At 37.9% G+C, this 21,378-nt stretch carries 14 protein-coding genes; 5 read left to right on the top strand and 9 right to left on the bottom strand.

Annotated features, from left to right (window positions below):
• Positions 1-5: 5 nt before the first annotated feature.
• The 3 genes from epsC to EZ456_RS10810 all read right to left on the bottom strand — a co-directional run bounded on the left by epsC (position 6) and on the right by EZ456_RS10810 (position 5,562).
• Entirely contained in the window at positions 6-818 is an 813-nt protein-coding gene (gene epsC / locus EZ456_RS10820) for a serine O-acetyltransferase EpsC (protein WP_131530008.1), read from the bottom strand.
• 218 nt (positions 819-1,036) lie between these two features.
• On the bottom strand, positions 1,037-2,815 hold the full coding sequence (locus tag EZ456_RS10815; protein ID WP_165501300.1) for a heparinase II/III domain-containing protein: 1,779 nt from the start codon (positions 2,813-2,815) through the stop codon (positions 1,037-1,039).
• A 140-nt stretch (positions 2,816-2,955) separates the two neighbouring features.
• A complete protein-coding gene (locus tag EZ456_RS10810) occupies positions 2,956-5,562 on the bottom strand; it encodes a DUF7133 domain-containing protein (RefSeq protein ID WP_131530006.1) in 2,607 nt (868 codons plus the stop codon).
• 864 nt (positions 5,563-6,426) lie between these two features.
• Here EZ456_RS10810 and EZ456_RS10805 point away from each other — a divergent pair.
• From EZ456_RS10805 to EZ456_RS10795, 3 genes are all read left to right on the top strand, one after another.
• Complete coding sequence (locus EZ456_RS10805; protein WP_131530005.1) at positions 6,427-7,512, top strand: fatty acid desaturase family protein; 1,086 nt, start codon at positions 6,427-6,429, stop codon at positions 7,510-7,512.
• Between the two features lie 251 nt (positions 7,513-7,763).
• The gene (locus tag EZ456_RS10800) at positions 7,764-8,351 is read left to right on the top strand and encodes a GDSL-type esterase/lipase family protein (RefSeq protein ID WP_131530003.1); all 588 of its coding nucleotides are present in this window, start codon (positions 7,764-7,766) and stop codon (positions 8,349-8,351) included.
• Between the two features lie 114 nt (positions 8,352-8,465).
• A complete protein-coding gene (locus EZ456_RS10795; RefSeq protein WP_131530002.1) occupies positions 8,466-9,146 on the top strand; it encodes an esterase family protein in 681 nt (226 codons plus the stop codon).
• A gap of 26 nt (positions 9,147-9,172) precedes the next feature.
• Here the strand turns inward: EZ456_RS10795 and EZ456_RS10790 are convergent, their stop codons facing one another.
• Positions 9,173-9,697, bottom strand: coding sequence for a hypothetical protein (locus EZ456_RS10790; RefSeq protein ID WP_131530000.1), 525 nt, complete (start codon positions 9,695-9,697; stop codon positions 9,173-9,175).
• Between the two features lie 211 nt (positions 9,698-9,908).
• Between EZ456_RS10790 and EZ456_RS10785 the strand changes: the two genes are divergently transcribed.
• On the top strand, positions 9,909-10,691 hold the full coding sequence (locus EZ456_RS10785; RefSeq protein ID WP_131529998.1) for an HAD-IIA family hydrolase: 783 nt from the start codon (positions 9,909-9,911) through the stop codon (positions 10,689-10,691).
• Between the two features lie 221 nt (positions 10,692-10,912).
• Here the strand turns inward: EZ456_RS10785 and EZ456_RS10780 are convergent, their stop codons facing one another.
• The 5 genes from EZ456_RS10780 to EZ456_RS10760 form a co-directional block, all read right to left on the bottom strand.
• On the bottom strand, positions 10,913-11,188 hold the full coding sequence (locus tag EZ456_RS10780; RefSeq protein ID WP_131529996.1) for a hypothetical protein: 276 nt from the start codon (positions 11,186-11,188) through the stop codon (positions 10,913-10,915).
• Positions 11,189-11,663: 475 nt separating this feature from the next.
• A complete protein-coding gene (locus tag EZ456_RS10775; RefSeq protein WP_225876518.1) occupies positions 11,664-13,166 on the bottom strand; it encodes an alpha-L-fucosidase in 1,503 nt (500 codons plus the stop codon).
• A 24-nt stretch (positions 13,167-13,190) separates the two neighbouring features.
• Positions 13,191-14,780, bottom strand: coding sequence for a beta-N-acetylhexosaminidase (locus EZ456_RS10770; RefSeq protein ID WP_131529992.1), 1,590 nt, complete (start codon positions 14,778-14,780; stop codon positions 13,191-13,193).
• Between the two features lie 324 nt (positions 14,781-15,104).
• On the bottom strand, positions 15,105-16,538 hold the full coding sequence (locus EZ456_RS10765; protein WP_131529990.1) for a hypothetical protein: 1,434 nt from the start codon (positions 16,536-16,538) through the stop codon (positions 15,105-15,107).
• 58 nt (positions 16,539-16,596) lie between these two features.
• The gene (locus tag EZ456_RS10760) at positions 16,597-16,911 is read right to left on the bottom strand and encodes a hypothetical protein (RefSeq protein WP_131529988.1); all 315 of its coding nucleotides are present in this window, start codon (positions 16,909-16,911) and stop codon (positions 16,597-16,599) included.
• Positions 16,912-17,335: 424 nt separating this feature from the next.
• Between EZ456_RS10760 and EZ456_RS10755 the strand changes: the two genes are divergently transcribed.
• Positions 17,336-21,328, top strand: coding sequence for a hybrid sensor histidine kinase/response regulator transcription factor (locus EZ456_RS10755; RefSeq protein ID WP_165501298.1), 3,993 nt, complete (start codon positions 17,336-17,338; stop codon positions 21,326-21,328).
• Positions 21,329-21,378: the final 50 nt, after the last annotated feature.

Here is a 21,378-nt window from a genome sequence, read left to right as displayed (position 1 = left end):
TATATTTAATTGGTTTCTTTATGGTTTCTAATAGTAATTATTGGAGAATGATAAGCCGTAGAAAAAGCAGGGATACTTTCAGTAAGCCATACATTCCCTCCTATGATACTATCGTGCCCGATGATGGTTTCGCCACCTAGTATAGTCGCTCCAGAATATATTACTACCCTATCTTCTACTGTTGGGTGGCGTTTGCTGCCTTTCAATGCTTTTTTAACACTCAAAGCGCCAAGTGTTACCCCTTGATAAAGTTTCACATAACGGCCTATTGTACTGGTTTCGCCGATAACTATCCCAGTTCCATGATCAATATGGAAGTACTCGCCAATACTGGCTGCAGGATGGATATCGATACCTGTTTTAGAATGGGCGTATTCGGTAAGAATTCTTGGAACCAGCGGTATACCGAAATTATAAAGCATATGGGCAATCCTGTAGAAACAGATGGCATAAAAACCGGGGTAGGTTCTAATTACCTCAAACCTACTCTGTGCCGCCGGATCGCCTTCATAAATCGCTACTATATCAGTATTTAATACACGATAAAGCTCCGGTAGTTTTTCGAAAAACTGACCAGCTGCATTTTTACATTCACTATTTTTAAGCTTACAACTTGCAGATATGATATCATAAAGTTCAAGCTCCAAAATAGCTATACACTCCTTTACTTCTATAATTGTTGAAAATACCTTCGGAGAATTTTCTGGAAAAAGTACTTGAATTAGCTTTTCTGCCCAACTGGATATCACTTCATTGGGTGGAATATTTGGTTGTTCAAGAGGGTTCTTAATAATTTGTTCAAAAAAATGGTCTTCCATAACTGGTGGTCATACCTGCTCGATCTGCTCATCGACTAGGTATATAGATTTAATCGCTAAATGTAAGTTTTGTTTTTTTAAACCAAAACAACTGGCGCAATTTTATGATAAAAATTGCTCGACGGTAACAATAAAATTCATCCTTTTACCTTTTAAAAAGAATTATCGTTAACATAAACGCTTAGAAAGTAGAGATTAAGATCAGCTACAACGCTTACTTATTTTGTAGGCCAACTGGCTATGGGTTTAGCAGAAAAGCTTTTTATTGATGGGTTCTCAGCGTTCAAAAAAACTGATATGGCCTGTTGGCTACCCGCTTTGAGCTTTACTTCGAATCCTACAATCGAAGTCCCTGGATTTTTGGCATCATAATCTGTAACCGGATCGGTTGACCAGGTTTTCATTTTAACTTCGCTTTTTGTATCCACGAAGAGATAGCATTTTTTGTTTTCATAACTTAATTCGATGGTATGTTTATCAATAATTTGCACAGTAGCAGGTGTAACCATCGACCACCGAAGTGTTACATCAGTGTTTCCTACGGTTATTTCATCACGGATCAGCACCGTTTTTTTATTGATCAAGGCCACCCCTCTAATCGATTTTTTTAGTTTATCTGCATATAAGGTACTCAGATCGGCAACAGCGTTCATAAACTGACCATTATCAGCACTACTGATAAAAGCAGCATTGCCCTTAACATTCTGCAAAGTACTATCGATTGAAAGGGTATTGTGTGCGAGATTATTATAGCGGAATATTTTCCAGCGCTGTGCATTTTGTTTACTGTCCCAAAGGTTAATGCCTTTTGATTCGAGCGATTCGTATTCCTGCATCCCAAAATCCATAGCCCAACGTACCCCTTGCGACTCCATGATGAAAGACCCTACATCCATATGGCCATGGCTAACACTAGGCGAGCCAGCTTTAAACCCTAAAAAAGTAGCCTGCGGATCGGTCCACGAACTTCGCATCAAAGCGACCGGATTAGGACCATTTCCGATCCAAAATTGTGCAGTTTTAGGCTGAATATGATTAAGTGATAGTTTAGCTCCCCAGATCATTGCAGATGGCAGCAACCTATTCTGTAAAGGCATTTGTTCATCAAGCTGTTTTTTAGTTACCCATAATAAGCCCAGATCGTTTAATTTTGATGCAAACCAAAAAAGTGCAGGATTAAATTCGGCAGCTGCCCTGCTATCAGAATAGTTAAAAGGTGTGCCCGAAGGAGCCGTCATATTAGCCAGATAATCAGCAGTTTTAAGGAAACCCGGTTGAGCACTTAGGTCAAAGTCGTGATGAAAAACGCCTTCCAAAGCACTGATAAACATCACATTAAAAGACGTACCATATTCCCAATACCCATAACCTTCTGGATAAGCCCCATCTGGGGCATATTGTTTCATGGGCAGGATTACACTTTTTATTGCCCGGTTAATCAGTTTGGCTGATAAAGCAGGGTGCGCTTCAAAAGTAGCTATTGCACCAAATGAGATACCCGCATTACATACCTGATTCCAGTTATTGGTAATATTTAGCCAGTTATTATACCTTTTGTCTGTCGAAGGCTGTATTCCCTTTTCAAGAATAGCAAGAGCAACTATACTTCGGGTAGTTTGGGCTAAATCTTGATATAACCAATCGTAACCTATTGATAAAGCCATTGTCATTTCGCCCACATCAAGAAAATGACTTGGGTTCCAATCTTTAAAGTCGGATACAGCAAGCAGTTCTTTTTCTGCTCTGGCTAAATACTTTTTATCATGTGTAAGCCTAAAAGCGTAAGAGAGGTAATAAATCCTTTTAAGTGCTTCTCTTGATACATCAAGCAAACGTTTGCCGATCATCACCCGCTCTAATACGGGTTTATTTAAAACATGATCAGCCGCTGATAGTATGGCTTGATGAATTTGTTTAAACCTCCGATCGCTCTTTAAATTTTCTAAGATCTGTTTTTCAAGCTCATGGGTTATCAATAATCTTGGATGCGGGGGCATCTTAAAAGTTGAATCAATTTCCTTGTTTTGCCCTACTGCAAGCGTTGAGCAAAACAAGGTTATGATCGTACATGTAATTGTGATAAGCTGATTTTTCTTCATGCGTTACAGATCATCCTCATCAAATTTTATTGCGGAAACTATTTCTTCTGTTCAGATAAAAAAGTAACTAACGAAGCCAGTTCTTCATATGATAATGAATTGGCCAAACCTTCTGGCATCATCGAATTTTCCATTTCTTTTCTCGACAGGATATCGCCTGCTTTAATGGTAAAAACCTCTCCTGCAATATTACGAACCACTACTTTGGCAGCTGTTTCTTCTGTAATAAAGCCCATATAGGTACGATCACCTTTGGCAGTAATCATTACCGAAGCAAATCCTTGAGAAATGGAGGCATTAGGTTTTAATATCGACTCTGCAATCTGCTCACGGTTCATAATAGAGCCGATCTGCCCCATAAAAGGACCTTTCATTTTCTCACTTTTGCTTAAGCTATGGCAGGCAATACAACCTTGACTATTGAAAATATTTTTCCCTTTTAACGGATTGCCTTCTAATTTATTGATAGCCAACAATACATCTTCGATAGATGATTTACCTACCTGACCTTTTTTGTTTTTGATCTTATCTAAATCAATTTTTGGTTCCTCAGCTGCCGCTACTTTTTCTTCTTCGGCAAATTCAGCAATATCCATCCTTTGGCGTGCATTTAAATCAACGTAAAATTGTTTTCCTTGCGCTCCGGCTTTGGTAGCCTCTTCTTTCATAAATTTCTCTATAATAGGAGAACCTTCCCACGAAACAGCCTTGAAGTATGGACCATGAGAGTCAGGGCGTGTACCCCACCACCAGGTAGCATCGTAGGCAATTTCTTTTTTATACAAACGGCCTAATGTAACCAGGATCTGTTGTTTTAATTTCTCATCATTCGATTGTTTGTGGTTTTCGATCAGCCCGTTTACAGCTTTTTCGTTGTGTATATAACGTAATGCCCAAAGTGCAAGGGTAGAATTCTCGGTTTTAACTGCAGCAAGCAAAGCATCTACAGCCTGAAGATCAACTAAGGCCCGAACAGCTAAGTGAGGCAAAATAATGGCTGAATTTGGTGTTGCATGAGGTCCTTCAGTACCTTTTGCAGGTGCTGTAAAAGAAGCAGGCACCTTGGTTTGTAAAAGCACATTGGCAACCTCTGCCCTGCCCAAACGGTTTAAACCAATTATAGAAGCAGCCTGAACGCGGAGAGAAGAATCTTTTAAGCCCTGTAAAAATGGCTCAACTGGTACTTTGTCTATATTGGCTTTACGATCAGCAAGTGCTTTTAAAGCAAATTCCTTAACTGCTTTATCTTTAGTAAATTCTACTAAAGTTGCAATGCCATTTTCTTTGGTTAGCTGTGCATAGGTATACATACCGGCTATACGAACATCAAGTGCTAAACCTTGATCGGAAGCAACTTTTAAAGCCGCTGCAATAGCTTGCTTATTGTTGCGTAAAACCAATTCTTGCGAAGCAGTTAAACGGGCTACAGCACTATTCGATTTAAGGAGCTCGGTTAATTTTTTAATTGAAGCTTTTTTAACATCAGGAAAAGCTTTGTATGTCCAGTTGTTTGGCACTGCACGAACAATGTAGCCTTTATTTGGACTACCGGAATAACCTGCGCCATCCCAAGCAGACAGATATAGTCTTCCTGAACCGTCTACATCAAGATCGGTAATCTGAGGTAGTTTAATAAACTCTTCGTCTTTCTGTGTAAAGGTTGGGCCATCAGTGGTAACTCTGTGAATATAAAGCATGCTTCTGCCCCAATCGGCCATCATTGGTACATGGTTATATTGTTCAGGCCAGTTTGGTTCATCCATAAATAATGCGCCTGTACCCGATCCTCCACCTAAATCTGCAAGTGCTGGAATAATCTCATCAGTAAAATTCTGAAATAAAACCGGGTAACCATATTCTCCAGATTGTATGTGGTGCGAAAAACGAACATTCCATCCTCCACCATCATTGGTATTTTCTCTGGTAAAAACGTTCATGTAAGGATCAATAGCTACATCATAAACATTACGTGTACCATGTGTATATACTTCCATTTCAGTTCCGTCAGGACGAACACGCATAATTCCACCGCCTAACATGGTTAGTTTTTTACCTGAACGGTCTACTGCATCATGGAATCCAAAATCTCCTACAGAAATATAAATCCATCCATCGATCCCCATTCTAATGCCATTAGTGGCATGGTCTGTTCCACGTTCGCGGATATATTTGGCATTACTGATATGCTCTATAAGTGGTTTTTCGGGTCCATCGGCCTTTCCATCGCCATCTTTATCTTCGAAAACAACTAAATTCATCCCTGTAGCCTGTTTTGTTTCTTTAGAAAAAGTGGTATGTAATACGTATACCTGACTGCCTTGAACAATAATACCGCGTGGATTATCCACTTCTGCAAAATCTACATGTTCGTCCATTTTACCATCGTTATCCTTATCTATCAATTTAAGGATATGGCCTTTACCAGGATCTTTACCTAAAGAGCCGATCATATCAACACCAACATATACTTCTCCTGTTGGTGCCACGGCTAAACAGGCTGGGCTTGGTGTAACATCGGGCCCAGCGAAATTGGTAATCGTTAATTCGGGAGGTGATACGTGTTGTATCTTTGGTTCGCTAAAAAAGTTTTTTAATCCAAAAAAAACTAGTGTAAAAGAAATTAAGCTTAAAGAAAATTTAATCATTTGTGTGCGTTATTGTTTCTGGTTGGTTGCCGGGTAAACTTACAAAAAAATATAAATTCTCTTGTGCCACAATTTTGTGCATTTTAAGTTAATTCTTAACCATTTGACACTTTTACTTACTGGCCCCTAAACTTATTTACTTCATTTTAAAGTAAAACAACTTCACAGACGTTATCCTGATAAAGATCCATATTAATTTAAAGCAACAATTCAAACTAATTACTATGGGCAACTAAATAAGCTTCAAACCGCTATAATTATGCACAACAACAAGTAAAACACAAATTAAATGAAGAAAAAACACCTTATAAATAAGATAAAAAACCGCTTTCATAAGAATCAGGTAAATTATTTCATAAAACACTTGCTCCAAAGGAGATATTTTATTATATTTACTAAATCCAACACTCATTAAATCAGTACGTTATGAAAAATATTTTTTATTTCTTCCTGACTGCCCTGATTTCCTCCATTGCGTTGTTAACTACCAGGGATTCATTTGAGCCCGAATTGGTTTATAGCACAGTAGTATTAATATGGATTTTTTATATTTGGTACCATAATTATGCGGCTAATAAGAGGAACTACAGCGAGTAGTCGGTATTTTTATTAATTCTAATTTCCAAACAATTATAGTTAGGCTACGTTTGCCTGCCTTCTGTTTTTTGGAGGCAAGACTCGAAATGTTTTTAATTTAACATGGTTATCGGGTGCATCAACAGTTAATTTATTATCTTCGTCGAAAACTAAAACACAGTAGTTTACGTTTATAACTAAGCTTGGCCATTTAGCCAGGTGATACATAAAGCTTAATGAACTTGGAGTTATCAACCTCGTACATGGGGTAGATTAGCGCACAAGATCATGAAATCAAAAGCAAAATTCCCATGTTTAGCAGGGAATACATTTTACTCAGAAGTTCGCCGCAGAGTAAGCAACGACTTTAAAGAAAACAATAGAAGTATCAATGCCAACGCGCTGATGTGGTTTAAAGCTTGTCTTTTCCTCATCTTATTTTTGGCACTTTATTTAACCATATTACTTTCTGCTATTCATACCGCCATTCTCTTAAGTTTAACTATTCTGCTTGGCGCAGTGTGTGCTTTTATCGGTTTCAATATCTGCCACGATGCTATTCACGGTTCATTTTCGAGTTCTAAACGCATCAACTCATTTTTTAGTTTTCTTTTTAATATGGTTGGGGCCAATCCGTATGTATGGAACATTACCCACAATGTGGTACACCATACTTACACCAATATCCCCGGTCATGACGAAGATATCGAAGTAGCGCCAGGCCTAATAAGAATCTGTACAGAAGATGAGTTAAAACCCCATCAGCGTTTCCAACAATGGTATGCTTTCCCTTTATATAGTTTAGCTTCGCTTTCTTGGGTGTTTCGTAAAGATTACAAAAAGTTCTTCCAGAAAAGTGTGGGTGCCTGTCAAAACAAGCATCCGAAGGTTGAATACTTTAACCTGTTTTTTTATAAGTTTCTGTACTATTTTATTTTTATTGTTTTACCGATATTGGTGATGGAAATCCCGTGGTGGCAGGTTGCAATCGGTTTCGTAGTGCTGCACATGGCACAAGGACTAACCATGGGGCTTGTTTTTCAACTGGCTCATGTAGTAGAAGGAACAACTTTCCCTTTAACTAATGCAGAAGGTAATATGGAAGAAGCCTGGGCAGAACACCAAATGCGTACTACAGCCAACTTTGCTACCCAATGCCCTATTTCGGCCTTCTTTCTTGGTGGATTGAACCGACAGATTGAACACCACCTTTTCCCTAAAATATGCCATGTACATTATGGACGAATCTCTACAATTGTAAAACAAACTGCATTAGAATTTGGATTGCCTTATCACGAAAACACTACCTTCTTATCAGCACTTCGCTCCCACTACCGCATTCTTAAAAAAATGGGCCAACCCCAAACAATTTAGCCTATACCATCTTTTCCTAAGCGAGTAGCAGACTGCAGAAAAAGTCAAACTTAATATTCTTAATCCCTTAATGGTAAAAATCTTTAATTCTTTTTGTTCCTTGACCATTAAGAAGTTTAGGACATTAAGTTTTGATTTTTCGTGAATGACCAATCACCAATGACAAATGAACCAATGAGCCAATAGCTAATAACATAAACTTAACATAAAATACATTTCTTCAAGAGGCAGATATTTTTATCTTTAACGCTATGTACTGGTACGAAGAAGAAGTTAAACAATTGGAAAGGGCGCATCGCCTAGATCGGGAGCATCCAGGTGTTATTTTCTATGGCAGTTCATCTATTCGTTTATGGAATAGTCTCGAAGATGATTTTGATTACATGAAAGTAACTAATTTAGGCTTTGGCGGCTCTACATTAGCAGCATGTGTATGGTTTTTTGAGCGGATTATGATAGACTACAGGCCAAAGGCACTTGTGGTATATGCAGGCGATAACGACCTTGGTGATGGCAGAAACCCAGAAGAGATATTTATCTTTTTTCAACAGTTGATGGTTAAAGTTAACCAGCGGTTTGGCATACTGCCTTGTTATTTTATATCCTTAAAACCTAGCCTTACCCGTTGGCAAATGGCCGATCAGTTTAGCTATACCAATAACCTCATCGAAAGCGAAATTATCAAACTCAATAGCAATTGGAAATTTATTGATGTATTTAAGAAAATGCTCAATAAAGAAGGTAACCCAAATCCTGCACTTTACGATCACGACGGACTGCATCTGAGTGAAGAGGGTTATCGTTTATGGGCAACTACTGTTAAAGAGAAATTAGGTTAATCATTACGCTTAATTAATATCCGGATAACATACATGCATTAATTTTCCACAAAAGAATTGAAGCTAATGAACAGGGAATATCATAAATGGTTCAGCCATAATCTACAACGGGATATGGAACTACTCGTTTTCGGTCATGCCGGAAGGGCAGTTATCTTTTTTCCCACCCGTATGGCCAGGTTTTACGATTATGAAAACTGGGGAATTATAGCTTCTTTAAGTGAGCAGATTGAAAATGGTGAACTTCAAATTTTCTGTGTTGATAGTATAGATGGAGAGAGCTTTTATAACGATGAGGTATTTCCATCCGTACGGATAGGCAGGCATTTACAATATGAAAAATACCTCCTTGAAGAAGTATTATCGCTTATTTATCAGAAAAATGATGGCAATTACGTAGAAACCGCTGGTTGTAGCATGGGTGCTTACCATGCCATAAACCTGGCCATGAAATACCCCTGGTTATTTAAAAAAGCGGTTGGCATTAGTGGCAGATATGACCTTACAGACAATATAGGCGATTTTAGAGACCTGCTTAATGGATTTCATAGCGAAGAGGTTTATTTGAATATGCCAGCACAATACATTGCTAACCTAAACGACGATCGATTGTTATCAGCTGTTAGAAACATGGAAATTATTCTAGCGGTAGGCGAAACTGATCCGTTCTTAAGCGTAAACCAACATCTTAGTAGTTTACTATGGGAAAAAGGTGTGCCTAACCAGTTTTATACATGGGAAAGTAATGCGCACCGCCCCCATTATTGGCGAAAAATGGCGCCTATGTACATTTAATTATTACATAGCATAGGCACCCTATCTTATTTTACTGCTAAATTAAAATATTGTTTAATGTATATGGTATCAATAGGTAGTTTAGTTTTTTCAGCTGCCAAAACAATTTGAGCATCCAGCAACCATTTTTCTGACGAGGTATTGGAATTAGCCACTTTGATTCCTTTTACTGTACCAGCTATTGGCGTTAGGTTAATATAATCGCATGTAGGGCAAGAAAACAAATATTTTACTTTACCGGCCAGAATATCCGCATCATTTAATAAAAATTTATCACCCAGCATAGGTGCCTGAATATATACCCGCGTGGTACTAAAGCTATTACTCTTCGTTGCCAAAAAAATCCGGTATTGCCCGGTGGTAAGTGCCATCTGCTGATCTGACATTGCTGCATAATTAGTATACTCATACAGACAGCTTCCTTCAGTACAAGGAGTTAGATTTTGCGCATCAATGGTGAATTCCATTGGATTATCAGTTTTCTTTTTGCAAGCACTCAAGATACTTAATGCAATCAAAAAAATGGCGGTTACTTTAAAAGCGTTTTTCATAATTTAATTTTCTATGAATACGGTAGAAATTAAAGATATGCTACAATTTGAATATTAATTTTTTATTAAATAAAAGAACAAGAAAGAAATACCATTCGAACATAGCAGGATAAGTTTGGGTTAAAACTGACTGCTGAAAGACTTTAGCTTAACACTGATTGAACAAGAAAATATTAAGTTTGCACGTAAACAGATTAAATCTACAAAAAATATGAAACAAGGATTATTAATAGATATGGATGGGGTGATTTATAGCGGGGAAGAATTGATATTTGGCGCTGATAAATTCATTAAAAACTTAATTGATGAAGATATTCCTTTTGCATTTATGACCAACAACAGTCAAAGAACTGCTTTAGAGGTAGTGCGAAAACTAAAAGGGCTTGGTATAAAAGTAGAAGAAAGCCATGTATATACCAGCGCAATGGCTACCGGAAAATTTCTATCCGATCAAAGCCCAAATGGTACCGCTTATGTATTAGGAGAAGGTGGTTTATTAAGCAGTTTACACGATCATGGTATTACTTTGGTAAACACCGATCCAGAATTTGTGGTACTGGGAGAAGGTAGAAACTTTACACTCGAAATGGTACAGCGTGCTGTTGATATGATTCTGGCGGGAGCTAAATTTATCACCACGAACAGAGATCCATCACCCAAAAAACCAGGATGGAACAACCTTGGCATCGCAGCAACCACAGCAATGATTGAGGAAGCAACCGGAAGAAAAGCGTTTGTTACAGGTAAACCAAGTCCGGTGATGATGCGTTCGGCACGTAAATTTCTAGGATTGGAAACCAGTGAAACTACTGTTATTGGCGATACCATGGAAACTGATATACAAGGAGGCGTTCAGATGGGATATAAAACCATTTTGGTGCTGTCGGGCATATCAAGTAAGGATACTTTAGGTCACTATGCTTTTAAACCAGATATGATTGCAAGTTCTGTTGATGAAATTAAGTTTCCATTAGTCTGGTGGGAAGGTAAGTAGTTTGGAGTTTGAAGTCTTTAGTTTAGAGTGCCTAGTCTAAAGTCGGTTAAAATTGCTGTCAGATGTTATCATCTGACAGGAGAACCATTTTAGAAATGTAGCAACTCCAATTTGAGTAAAGGATCAAAATGGAATTTAATAGATGGAATTTAACGAATTGTCAGATAGAAATATCTGACACCACATGAAAAGGGCCTATGAACTTTTCTTAAAGCAGCTGGCTACTCTATTTTATTAATGGTTAATAAAGGGTTTGCGTTGAGATATACAGGCTTAAAAAAATTCAGCCGGTAATCAGTTGTAAATACAACAGGTGCATCATCAAACTTAGCAGTCGCACCAACATGATTAAACAAGCTAAATGAAGCTGAATCATTTACAATGTGCTTATGCGCTGATGTATCAGGCATTTTATGATCAGCAAATTTGTCCGCTCTGGTTAAAAGTCCAATTGCTGGTATAACCATTAATAGCGCCACGCAGGAAATCAGTCTCATATCATTGTGCTTAATCGTCTTATTATTTGGTTCAAGTCTTTTAACAAAGATGAACCGATCTTATTAGTAAGATGGTTAGCCAGCGTTATGAAATTGTTAAAGTTACAGTGCAGTTTTAATTCAATATTAAATGTATTTTACCAAGAGCCAATAAAATTGGCTGTTGCATCCGCGATGTATATTATCGTACCCGCAATTTATATTAAAACCCCCAGATTCAGACTTACTTGGTTTTGGTAATTATGATATGGATATATACCCATTAGATTAAAATTAAGATTGCGTAGAAACATCCATCACTACGCAATCATTAACTAACCAAATAAATGTATTTACCAGGAGCAACATCAGATAACCAGTCTGATGCGCGCTTGGTATAGAAGGTAAAATTCGGGCACTAATCAACCTTATTAATTACCATATCGTTTACATTTAAATTTTTACATTCAAAACCCAGCTTATGGACCATCATAACCTACATTTTAGCATCCATTAACTTTGCCGATTTTGCTTTAGGGGCTACCAATTTCATTTTAACCACAAATGCCTTATTGGGCTGAAAATCTTTTGGCAGTGTTACGTCGTAATAGGTATTCTTATCCAGATCCAAGCCAATGTCTGATTGTTTTAATTCCAAATTTTTGCTGCTAATTAAAAGCGTAGCTGTACCTGGAACTTGTTTCGCATTTTTAGGCACTGCAATGCGCACAATGCCATTTACAGGTCGGTTAAAAACAGTTAAATAAAGGTTATCGTCTTTTTGAGTAAAGTAGCCTAATTTAGAAGGTGTTAATGCTGCATGACGAACACCATACACTGCTTCCGCATTTAGTTTTATCCATTCACCCACCTCCTTTGCAATTTTATCCTCTTCAGGATGCATATTTCCGTTTCCATCAGGACCAAAGTTTAACACAAAATTGCCGTTCATTGATACCGAACGCATCAGCATATCCAATAAATCGTCGGTAGTTTTGGTATAAATTCCCGACCAATCTTTCATATAACCCCAACCATTTGGCGGAATAGTCATTACCGCATCCCAGTCATTACCGTTTAACCATTCAAATTCTGTAGGTAACTTACGCTCCCAGCCTTGTTCGTAATCGCCTAAAATATTTCCATTCGAATCGAAGTGTCGCGAGCCGTGTTCGTCGTTGCGAAAACGAGAGCCGATAATTAATCCAGGGTGTTTTTCGCGGAGTTCTTTTTCTAAATTGTAGGTAAATTCGTAGGTACTTTTCCATGAGGCATCCCAGGTACCATCAAACCAGAAACCTTTAATTTTCGGATAATTATCCAGTTGCTCTAAAAGCTGGTTTCGGGTATAAGCTAAAAATTTACCAAATTTTTCTTTCTCTTCGTCTGTTTTTGGAGCTTTACCCATATAATTGGGGTTATTCCATTCTAAAACAGAGAAATAGAGATATACATCAATACCTTCGGCGGTATAAGCATCAACAATCTGCTTTACGAGATCCTTTTTGTAAGGAGATGCCGAAATGTTATAATCGGAATATTTGGTTGGCCAAAGCGCAAATCCATCATGATGTTTGGTGGTAAAAATGACATACTTTGCACCCATGTCCTTTGCCTGTTTAGCCCAACGTTTGGCATCAAAGTTTTTCGGGTTAAATTGCTTGTACAAGTTATCGTAAGTTTTTGTCCAATCCTTAGGTGCTGTAGGCCCGCCCCAGGAACGGATCCATTCTGATGCTGCTGCTCCGCCCCTTGCGCTTACCCCGTTCCATTCGTTACCTGCAATAGAATAAATTCCCCAATGGATGAACTGCCCTAAACCATAACTGCGAAAAGCTTCCATATCATCATCAGTACGATGAGGCGGTGTTAAAGTTCCGTATTTAACTTCAACTTCTTTTGTAGGCTTGCCCTTTGGTCCAGTCCATTGTGCATCTGCACGATTTACTGCAACTATCGAAGCAACAGTAACCAAGGCAAACTTTAATATATTCTTCATATTCAAATTTTATTCGTGTTCTTGTTAATCTTTATAATTTAATGGTTTCTTTCTCCTAAGCGGTATTTCAGGGTTTTGCAAAGGTTTTGAGGGATGATAATAATAAAGCCCGGCTTTGCCATAAAGTACCAGATGTTGGTTTAGATTATTTCTAAAGGCTTTAAAATCTTTTTGTTTTTGCGTAGTCCATGCAGCTTCTGCCAGGGCAGCAATGCGCGGAAAAAGCAAATAATCTAAACGATTATCGTTATCTACCGTCTCTGTCCAAAGGTTAGCCTGTATACCTAAAATGAGCTGTTTTTCTTTTTCATTTTCAGTAAAAGACTGTGCATCGAACTGATATACTTGTTCAATCGGACTATAGAGTTTGTTCCATTTCCTACCGTATTGATGTGTACTATCCTGAACAAAATCGAAATACAATGGCAAGCGCGGGCATAAAACCGTTTGGTAACCTTTACTTAAAGCTGTACGGAGCTGAGCAGGTTTTTCCTGGCGCCACCAAAACATAATCGTTTTCTCTTTCGGCAGATCGGCATCGGCCATTTCATCCCAAAAAATAGCCCTGGCATTTAATTGATAAAGCGAATCGGCCATACGTTTCATAAAATAATGTTCTACCGCAGCATCATCTTTAAGCTTTTCACGCTCACGGAGTTTCAAAATATCTGTATTACTTCCCCATTTTTCATTTCCGTAACTCACTTCGTCTCCCCCTAAATGAATTAGTCCGGCGGGGAAAAGTACATTGGTTTCTTTTAGAATATCGGTAAGATAACTGTAGGTTTTTTCTAGGCCAGGATTAAAGGTAAACTCAGGGTGCCCTGCTGAACCGCCTCCCGAATATTCTGGATAGGCTTTATTGGCTGCTGTAGCATGCCCAGGCATATCAATTTCCGGTATAACTTTAATATAGCGTTCTGCAGCGTAGGCTACAATTTCCCTAATATCGGCCTGCGTGTAAAACTGAGCTGGCATATTAGGGGTTAAATAATCTCCAATACCTCCGATAAGGGCTAAATTAGGATATTTCTTAATTTCCAAGCGCCAGGCAGGTTCATCGGTTAAATGCCAGTGAAAGGTATTTAGTTTATAAAATGCCATCCAGTTTAATATGGATTTCACTTTTTGTTTGCCAAAAAAATGGCGTGACTCGTCGAGCATAAACCCACGCCAGCCATAAGCTGGTGCATCGCTTATCTCAGCAACCGGAAGCTGGTTATTTTTATTGGTCATTGCCATTTGCAACAGCGAAACCACCCCATAAAAAATCCCATTGGGATGTGTACCCGAAACTATAATCTGGTTAGGTTTGATACTGATCTGATAAACGCATGAATCTACCTGTTTTCGCCCTGCTTTTAGCAGCAAAACAATATTTGCCGATTTTGCTTTCTGCTGAACGGTAATTCCTTTTTGACTTAATAATTCGTTCTGAAAATAGTAGGCAATCGTTTTTAGCTGGTCGTTATTATAACCAATGTTACTGGAATTATTAAGGGTAAAGTAGCCACTTCCTTTTACAAACTGCACTGGCATAGGAATAATTCCCGGATGCTGCGCAAACGCAGTTGAGTAAATAAGTAGTACAGATAATATACATAGTAACCTCATTATTTGGTTGTTATTTTAAATACATAAACAGGAATTTGAGTTCCTTTTTTTTATAATCAACTGGTAAATCAAGGTTAAGGCCCTCGTTGTTATTGCCCATTTGATTTTCTTATTGTTTCCTAAGAACGCAATAGTTTTAACAGATAATGTGCTTTTGTTTATTTGCTTTAACTATACATCTGGTCTTTGCCAGCTTCTTAAAATTTTGCACTGTTAGCCCAGACAGTGGCTGGGCTAACAGTGCAAAACAGATTTAAAAAAGTGTTTTTCTTATTTTTGATTTGAGCATCTTCAGATCAGTCTGTTTTAAAATTCTAGTATTCATTAATTAACTGCAATTACTTTTATTGACGATGCTTTATCGTTAAAGGTAGATACATAATTGCTTGAAGAGGTTAATTCTATGCTACTTCCGGTAAAGTTATCTCCATCATACATAATCACTTTAACACCAATACCTAAATTAACAGATGATACATCGTTATTACTAATGCCACGGCTAATTAAATCAGCTGTGGTATACTGGCCTACAGGTAATGATACACCATAGCCACCATAACTGGCATTCTGATGAAATTTAGCAGAACCATTTGCACCAATTTGTGGCACACCATTTAAAAATGAAAATGAATAGGTTTTGCTTACATTACCGCCATTTTTCAATAGTAATTTCACCCTGATGTTGTAAGCTTCGTTGTTTTTATAATAAAGCTCGCTAAAAGGAATGGTTGCCGAAATTGTATTTCCGGTACCTGGGTTCGATCTCCATGCCACTGCATTATAATCAGCATCGCTACTACCCAAATCAGGGTCCATGTAAATTAAGATATCATTTACGTCTTTATTGCTGGTAAATGAACCTGTAACGTTAAAAGCTTGTGTAGTTGCATTGTAGGCAAACTGTGCATTAATAGTAGTGGTAGCTGCCTCATAAGGTATTTCTGTGGGCAAAGGATTTTGGAACACTTCGTTACGGTTTAAAATAGCAGCATCAACCTCGGTTAAGAACGTTGGCTGACCTTTACTGAAAGTTACATTTCCTGATCCCATTAAAGAAGTACCCAAGGTTGGTTGTTCTGAAGCATATTTGGCATGATTATGAGGTAAATTTAAGCCATGGCCTAGCTCATGCAGCATACCACCCAGTAAATTTGATGTTGCATTTGGGATTTTATCGACCGCCATGTTTGCATTATCAGTAGCGAAACAATTTTTACCGTAACCGTAAAAAGGCTGATCAAAACTACCATCTGTACGCTGCGGCAATAAAATTAGGGTATGACTTGAATTTGAGAACTCTGATGCATGTGTAGCTTTGTAAGCGGCAATCTCATTCAGGATTTTGGTTGCTGAAATACTGGCGGTGTAAGGGTAAGCCGACTGTGCAAACTGAGCGGGTATTTCGATAAAACGCACCAATCCGGTTGAATCGACTTTGGGCAGCCCCATGTATTTATCATAACCATACCTTAACATTTCGGTATGGAACCAGCCCTGAAAATGAACCAATAATGAGGTTAAGCGGGTTTTGTAATCAGAAAGCGCCGGGTTATCAGTTGGCACAAACATCACAATGTTCAGGTTTTTGGTATTGGTAACAAAACTCGGCGGAGTGGTTCCCGAGCTTAGTGCCAATGCAGTTGGTTTTGCGCTAAACGTTTCTGGTTCTGAAACGGGTGCTTTTTTACAGGCGTTCATTAAAAGACCGCTTGAAATCGTCAAAAGCAGCGCAAAGCAAAGTTGTTTTTTGTTTTTCATGTTTAATGGTTTGAGGTTATTTGATTAATTGATTTTTATTTCATCATTGTCATTTTAGTTAAAAAGTGACCTTTACCACCCTCCCCGTAGCTTTCTTGCTGGTTACCAATGTTTCTGGCACCGATACCCTAAGCCCTTTGTAATCCTGTTTCCAATTGAGTTTTTCGCCTGTCTCGTCGAGCATTACCGCTTTAACCTGAATCTGGTCGTGAGATAGCGACTTAATAATTAATTCGCCATATTCGGCTTCGTTTAAAAAAATCTGCAATTCATCTTGCTTTCCCGAATAAAACATAATGGGTTCTAGTGTTCTGATATCAATTGAAGTTTTAGATTTTGCTGAAACTGCGCTTCCCCGTTGATCGATAGGCATAAATAGCTATTTAAGAATGATCTTATTGTTTATGTAGTGCGCTCAAATTTCGAATCAGATATGCTACCTACTATATTTGTTAGTTAATTTGGTTAAGCTGATGATAGAACTTGTTTTTTTGTTGTCGTTTATGTGTTTTACCACCACTACATCTAGCTTTATCAAAACTAACTTGGTGAAAAATGAAAAAGGTCGAAAATTGTAAATGAAAGGGTAGAAAAACTGTAATCCTTTAATATTTTAATAAGTTCGCGCTATATTTAAAGGAAATACATCGAGGGCTATTCTTCTATTAGCCATAAGATGGCCAAAAAACTAGCATAATTTTATGAATCTGCGTTTAAACGCTTTATGGTTTCTCTCAATACTTTTTACTTGCACCTCATTGTGTGCCCAAAAGCATATTGTTTTTAACCACCTCAGGATGGAAAATGGTTTGTCGCAGAATTCGGTGATGGCCATTGCGCAAGACAAAAACCAGTTTATTTGGATGGGTACCAGGCATGGATTAAACCGCTATGATGGCTATCGGTTTAAAATTTACAACAATAGTTCCGATAACCTCAACAGCATTTCGGATAATGTGATTAATAGCCTATTGAGTGATAGCAAAGGAAGATTATGGGTAGGTACAGAAAATGGGCTGAATATTTACAATGAAAAAACCGATCATTTTTATCGCATCAATAAACGGAGCTCTACAAATTCCTTTAGCTGCGATTCGGTAGAATGTTTATATGAAGATCCTCAAAAAAATATATGGATAGGCACATATAATGGTCTTAACCTGCTTATAGATGCCGAGAAGCAGATTTTTAAGAAATTTCTTTTCGATAAGCCCAATCATAAATCTGGCCTTAACTGTGTTTTCTCGATTTTTAAAGACGAAAAACAAAACCTTTGGGTAGGTACTTACAATGGTTTGGTGCGTATTTACCTGATTAAGGGCAAGTATCACTTTGAGATTTTTAGGCACAACCCCAATAATGAGAACAGCATCAGTTCTAATGCCGTAAAAAGTATTGTAATCGATAAACAAAAGCGGCTTTGGTTAGGTACCTACAACGGCTTAAATCTATTCGATTACGAACACAAAACATTTAAACGGTACCAAACCAGCGCTACAGATCCAAATTCGATTATCAATAACGACATTAGAAAACTAAGCTGCGATAAAGCGGGCGACATTTGGATTGGCACACAGGAAGGATTGAGTATCCTCGATCCAATTACCCGAAAATTTAGTAATTACCGTTACGACCCGGAGCAAACAAGCGGATTGAGCCAGAATTCTATTCATAGTATTTTTCAAGATCTTAACGGCTCAGTTTACGTGGGGACTTTTTACAAAGGGGTAAATGTTGTTTATCCATCTGCTACACCTTTTAATGTTTTTAAAAATTCGAAAAAACAGCAAGGTTTGAGCAGCGATATTGTGAGTGCTATGGCCGAAGATGAATACCATAACCTGTGGATTGGTACCGAAGGTGGTGGTTTAAATTACGTGAACAGAAGCAACAATACCTTTACCTACTATAAATCAGAACCAAACAATAGCAATAGACTCAACTCTAATTTAATTAAAACCTTGTGCCTCGATAAAACGGGGCAGCTATTGGTGGGTACACACCGCGGTGGTTTATACCTATTTAATCCTTCGGGACAAAATTTCAAGAAAATAATCAATGTTAAAAATGTAAAAAATAGCCCGGGGGGTTCAGAAGTAATTGCAATAACTGAAGATAGCGATGGTACGGTTTGGGTAGGCTCTAGAGATGGATTATCTACATTAAAAAAAACAAATGGCCATTATGCCTCTATAACGGTTAAAAGCCCATTAGAACAGAACCTGAGGAATAAGTATATCCAGGTTATATTTGAAGATAAATCCAAAAATCTATGGATCGGAACCATGGCTGGCTTATATGCTTACCACCCAGCCACTAAAAGTATCACAGCCTATTATCAGAAAAAAAACAGTGCAGGCAGTTTAAATTCCGATCATATTAATTGCATCATTCAAATACGAAATGGAAATATTTGCATTGGAACTTCTTTTGGGGGTTTGAGCGTTTTCGATCATAAAAGCAGGAAATTCAGGAACTACAGTGAAAAGGATGGCCTGCCAAATAGTAATGTATTGGGAATAATTGAAGATGAGGAAAATAACCTGTGGATTAGTACAGATAAGGGGCTATCCAAATTGGTTATCAAAACGGGAAAATTTATTAATTATACCAAAAGCGATGGACTTGCAGGCAATGATTTTAATATTAGATCATTTTTAGAAGATAGTAGAGGCGAGTTATTTTTTGGCGGTTACGATGGTTTAACAGCCTTTTATCCCAACCAGATTGATATTAATAAAAATGTTGCGCCAATCACTTTTACCGAACTCAAACTATTCGATCAACCCGTGGCGGTAAATGCTCCTGATGAATTGTTAAAAGAAGATATCAAAAGCACTAAACAAATTACCTTTAAACACGACAACAACAATTTCACCCTCGATTTCGCCTTATTAAACTACATTAAACCAGAAAAAAACAGTTACAGTTATATCCTTAAGGGCCATAGTAAAGATTGGGTAAAAACCGATGTACCCAGTGTTACCTATACCGATCTTCCTGCTGGCAATTATACCTTTATGGTAACAGGAAATAATAATGATGGAAATCCTGGGGCAAAACCTGCAACCCTTAAAATCACCGTGCTTCCACCCTTCTGGGCTACCTGGTGGGCCTATCTTATTTATTTGGCCTTCTTTTCGGGCTTACTGTTTTTAATAGTACGTTACCTTTTTGTTCGTGCTTTACTTAAACGTACAGAAGACATTCAGAAAATGAAACTGAATTTCTTCACTTATGTAGCCCACGAAATCAGAACGCCGCTTACCTTAATTCTAGGCCCTTTAGAAAACCTTTCCAAACAATATCAAACTGATACCGAATTAAATCGACAAATTATCCCCATAAAGAATAATGCCAACAGGTTAATGCGGCTTATTACCGAATTAATGGATTTTAGAAAGGCTGAAACCGGGCATCTTACCCTACATGTTACAGAAAATAATATCGTCAATTTTATCAACGAAATTTTCATTTCCTTCTCTCATCTTGCCCAAACAAACGGCATACAATATGAATTTGTAAACAAGCAGGAAAATATCAGTCTGTTTTTTGATAAACGGCAGTTGGAAAAAGTATTGTTCAATCTATTATCAAATGCATTTAAATTCTGCGATAAAGATGGTAAAATTTCGGTCTCTGTACTGGAAATGGATAATGAAGTAGCGATTAGCATTTCGGATAATGGACTGGGTATACCTGCAGAAAGTTTAAAGAATCTTTTTAGCGATTATTTCCAGGTAGATGAGCAACACTCCAACCAAATCGGTTCAGGAATAGGTTTGGCACTTTCTAAAGCAATAGTTGAGGAACATAAAGGACATATTGCCGTAGAAAGTACCCCTGCTGAAAATGATGAGCGTGGTTTCACCAATTTCACTGTAAGGTTAAAGAAAGGAAAATCACATTTTAAAACAGCTCTTTTTGATGGTGTAAAAGATTATCCAAGCCATCCTGATATCTACACGCAACAGCCCGAAAAAGAGTTCACAATTTCAAAATCTGAAAAAGAAACTGATATTTCTACCGAAACCATATTGGTGGTGGAAGACAATAGTGAAATCAGACTACTAATTGCATCACTGGTTGGCAAACATTACCAGGTAGCAGAAAGTGAAAACGGATTAATGGGTTGGGAAACTGCCATAGAAACACTGCCCGATCTGATTATCTGCGATATAATGATGCCAATAATGGATGGCATTGAGCTTTGCCGCAGGCTTAAGGAGGATGAACGGACCAGCCACATCCCTGTTATTATCCTTACTGCCCGCTCTTCTCATATCCACCAGGTTAGTGGTTTGGAAACTGGTGCTGATGCCTATATCACCAAACCTTTCAGTCCTGAATTGCTTTTGCTGAATGTTCGTAATTTACTGATGTCGAGACAGGTAATGCGTCAAAAATTCCTGAAACACATCCATTTACAGCCGAAAGAGCTCACCATCAATGCCATTGATGAAGCTTTTATGCTAAAGCTCTTGAAATACATTGACGAACATATCGCCGATGAAGATTTTGGAGTATCTGAACTGGCTTCGATGGTGGGTATGAGCAGACCTATTTTGTATAAAAAAATCAGAAAGCTAACCAACCTTTCCGTAAATGACTTCGTTAAATCGATCCGTTTAAAGAAAGCGATGGAATTGTTTAAACAAAATAGGTTTACTATTTATGAAGTGGCCTATCAGGTTGGTTTTAACGACCCAAAATATTTTAGCAGGGAGTTTAAAAAACAGTTTGGGAAAAGTCCGCGGGCGTTTATGAGCGGAAGTGAAGATGAGTATTAGTTTGGTAAAGAGTCCTTAGTCGGAAGTCAGTAGTCCAAAGTCGATCAATC

This window comes from Pedobacter psychrodurus, from assembly GCF_004331735.1.
Classification (GTDB): domain Bacteria; phylum Bacteroidota; class Bacteroidia; order Sphingobacteriales; family Sphingobacteriaceae; genus Pedobacter; species Pedobacter psychrodurus.
The sequence above is the reverse complement of the archived record's forward strand: the minus strand, read 5'-3'. Positions and strand labels throughout refer to the sequence as shown.

Coding starts and splice junctions, on each gene's coding strand:
- EZ456_RS10810 (WP_131530006.1), bottom strand. CDS start 5,562: ATGATTAAATTTTCTTTAAGCTTAATTTCTTTTACACTAGTTTTTTTT.
- EZ456_RS10805 (WP_131530005.1), top strand. CDS start 6,427: ATGAAATCAAAAGCAAAATTCCCATGTTTAGCAGGGAATACATTTTAC.
- EZ456_RS10790 (WP_131530000.1), bottom strand. CDS start 9,697: ATGAAAAACGCTTTTAAAGTAACCGCCATTTTTTTGATTGCATTAAGT.
- EZ456_RS10775 (WP_225876518.1), bottom strand. CDS start 13,166: ATGAAGAATATATTAAAGTTTGCCTTGGTTACTGTTGCTTCGATAGTT.
- EZ456_RS10795 (WP_131530002.1), top strand. CDS start 8,466: ATGGAACTACTCGTTTTCGGTCATGCCGGAAGGGCAGTTATCTTTTTT.
- EZ456_RS10780 (WP_131529996.1), bottom strand. CDS start 11,188: ATGAGACTGATTTCCTGCGTGGCGCTATTAATGGTTATACCAGCAATT.
- EZ456_RS10815 (WP_165501300.1), bottom strand. CDS start 2,815: ATGCCCCCGCATCCAAGATTATTGATAACCCATGAGCTTGAAAAACAG.
- EZ456_RS10785 (WP_131529998.1), top strand. CDS start 9,909: ATGAAACAAGGATTATTAATAGATATGGATGGGGTGATTTATAGCGGG.
- EZ456_RS10770 (WP_131529992.1), bottom strand. CDS start 14,780: ATGAGGTTACTATGTATATTATCTGTACTACTTATTTACTCAACTGCG.
- epsC (WP_131530008.1), bottom strand. CDS start 818: ATGGAAGACCATTTTTTTGAACAAATTATTAAGAACCCTCTTGAACAA.
- EZ456_RS10800 (WP_131530003.1), top strand. CDS start 7,764: ATGTACTGGTACGAAGAAGAAGTTAAACAATTGGAAAGGGCGCATCGC.
- EZ456_RS10765 (WP_131529990.1), bottom strand. CDS start 16,538: ATGAAAAACAAAAAACAACTTTGCTTTGCGCTGCTTTTGACGATTTCA.
- EZ456_RS10760 (WP_131529988.1), bottom strand. CDS start 16,911: ATGCCTATCGATCAACGGGGAAGCGCAGTTTCAGCAAAATCTAAAACT.
- EZ456_RS10755 (WP_165501298.1), top strand. CDS start 17,336: ATGGAAAATGGTTTGTCGCAGAATTCGGTGATGGCCATTGCGCAAGAC.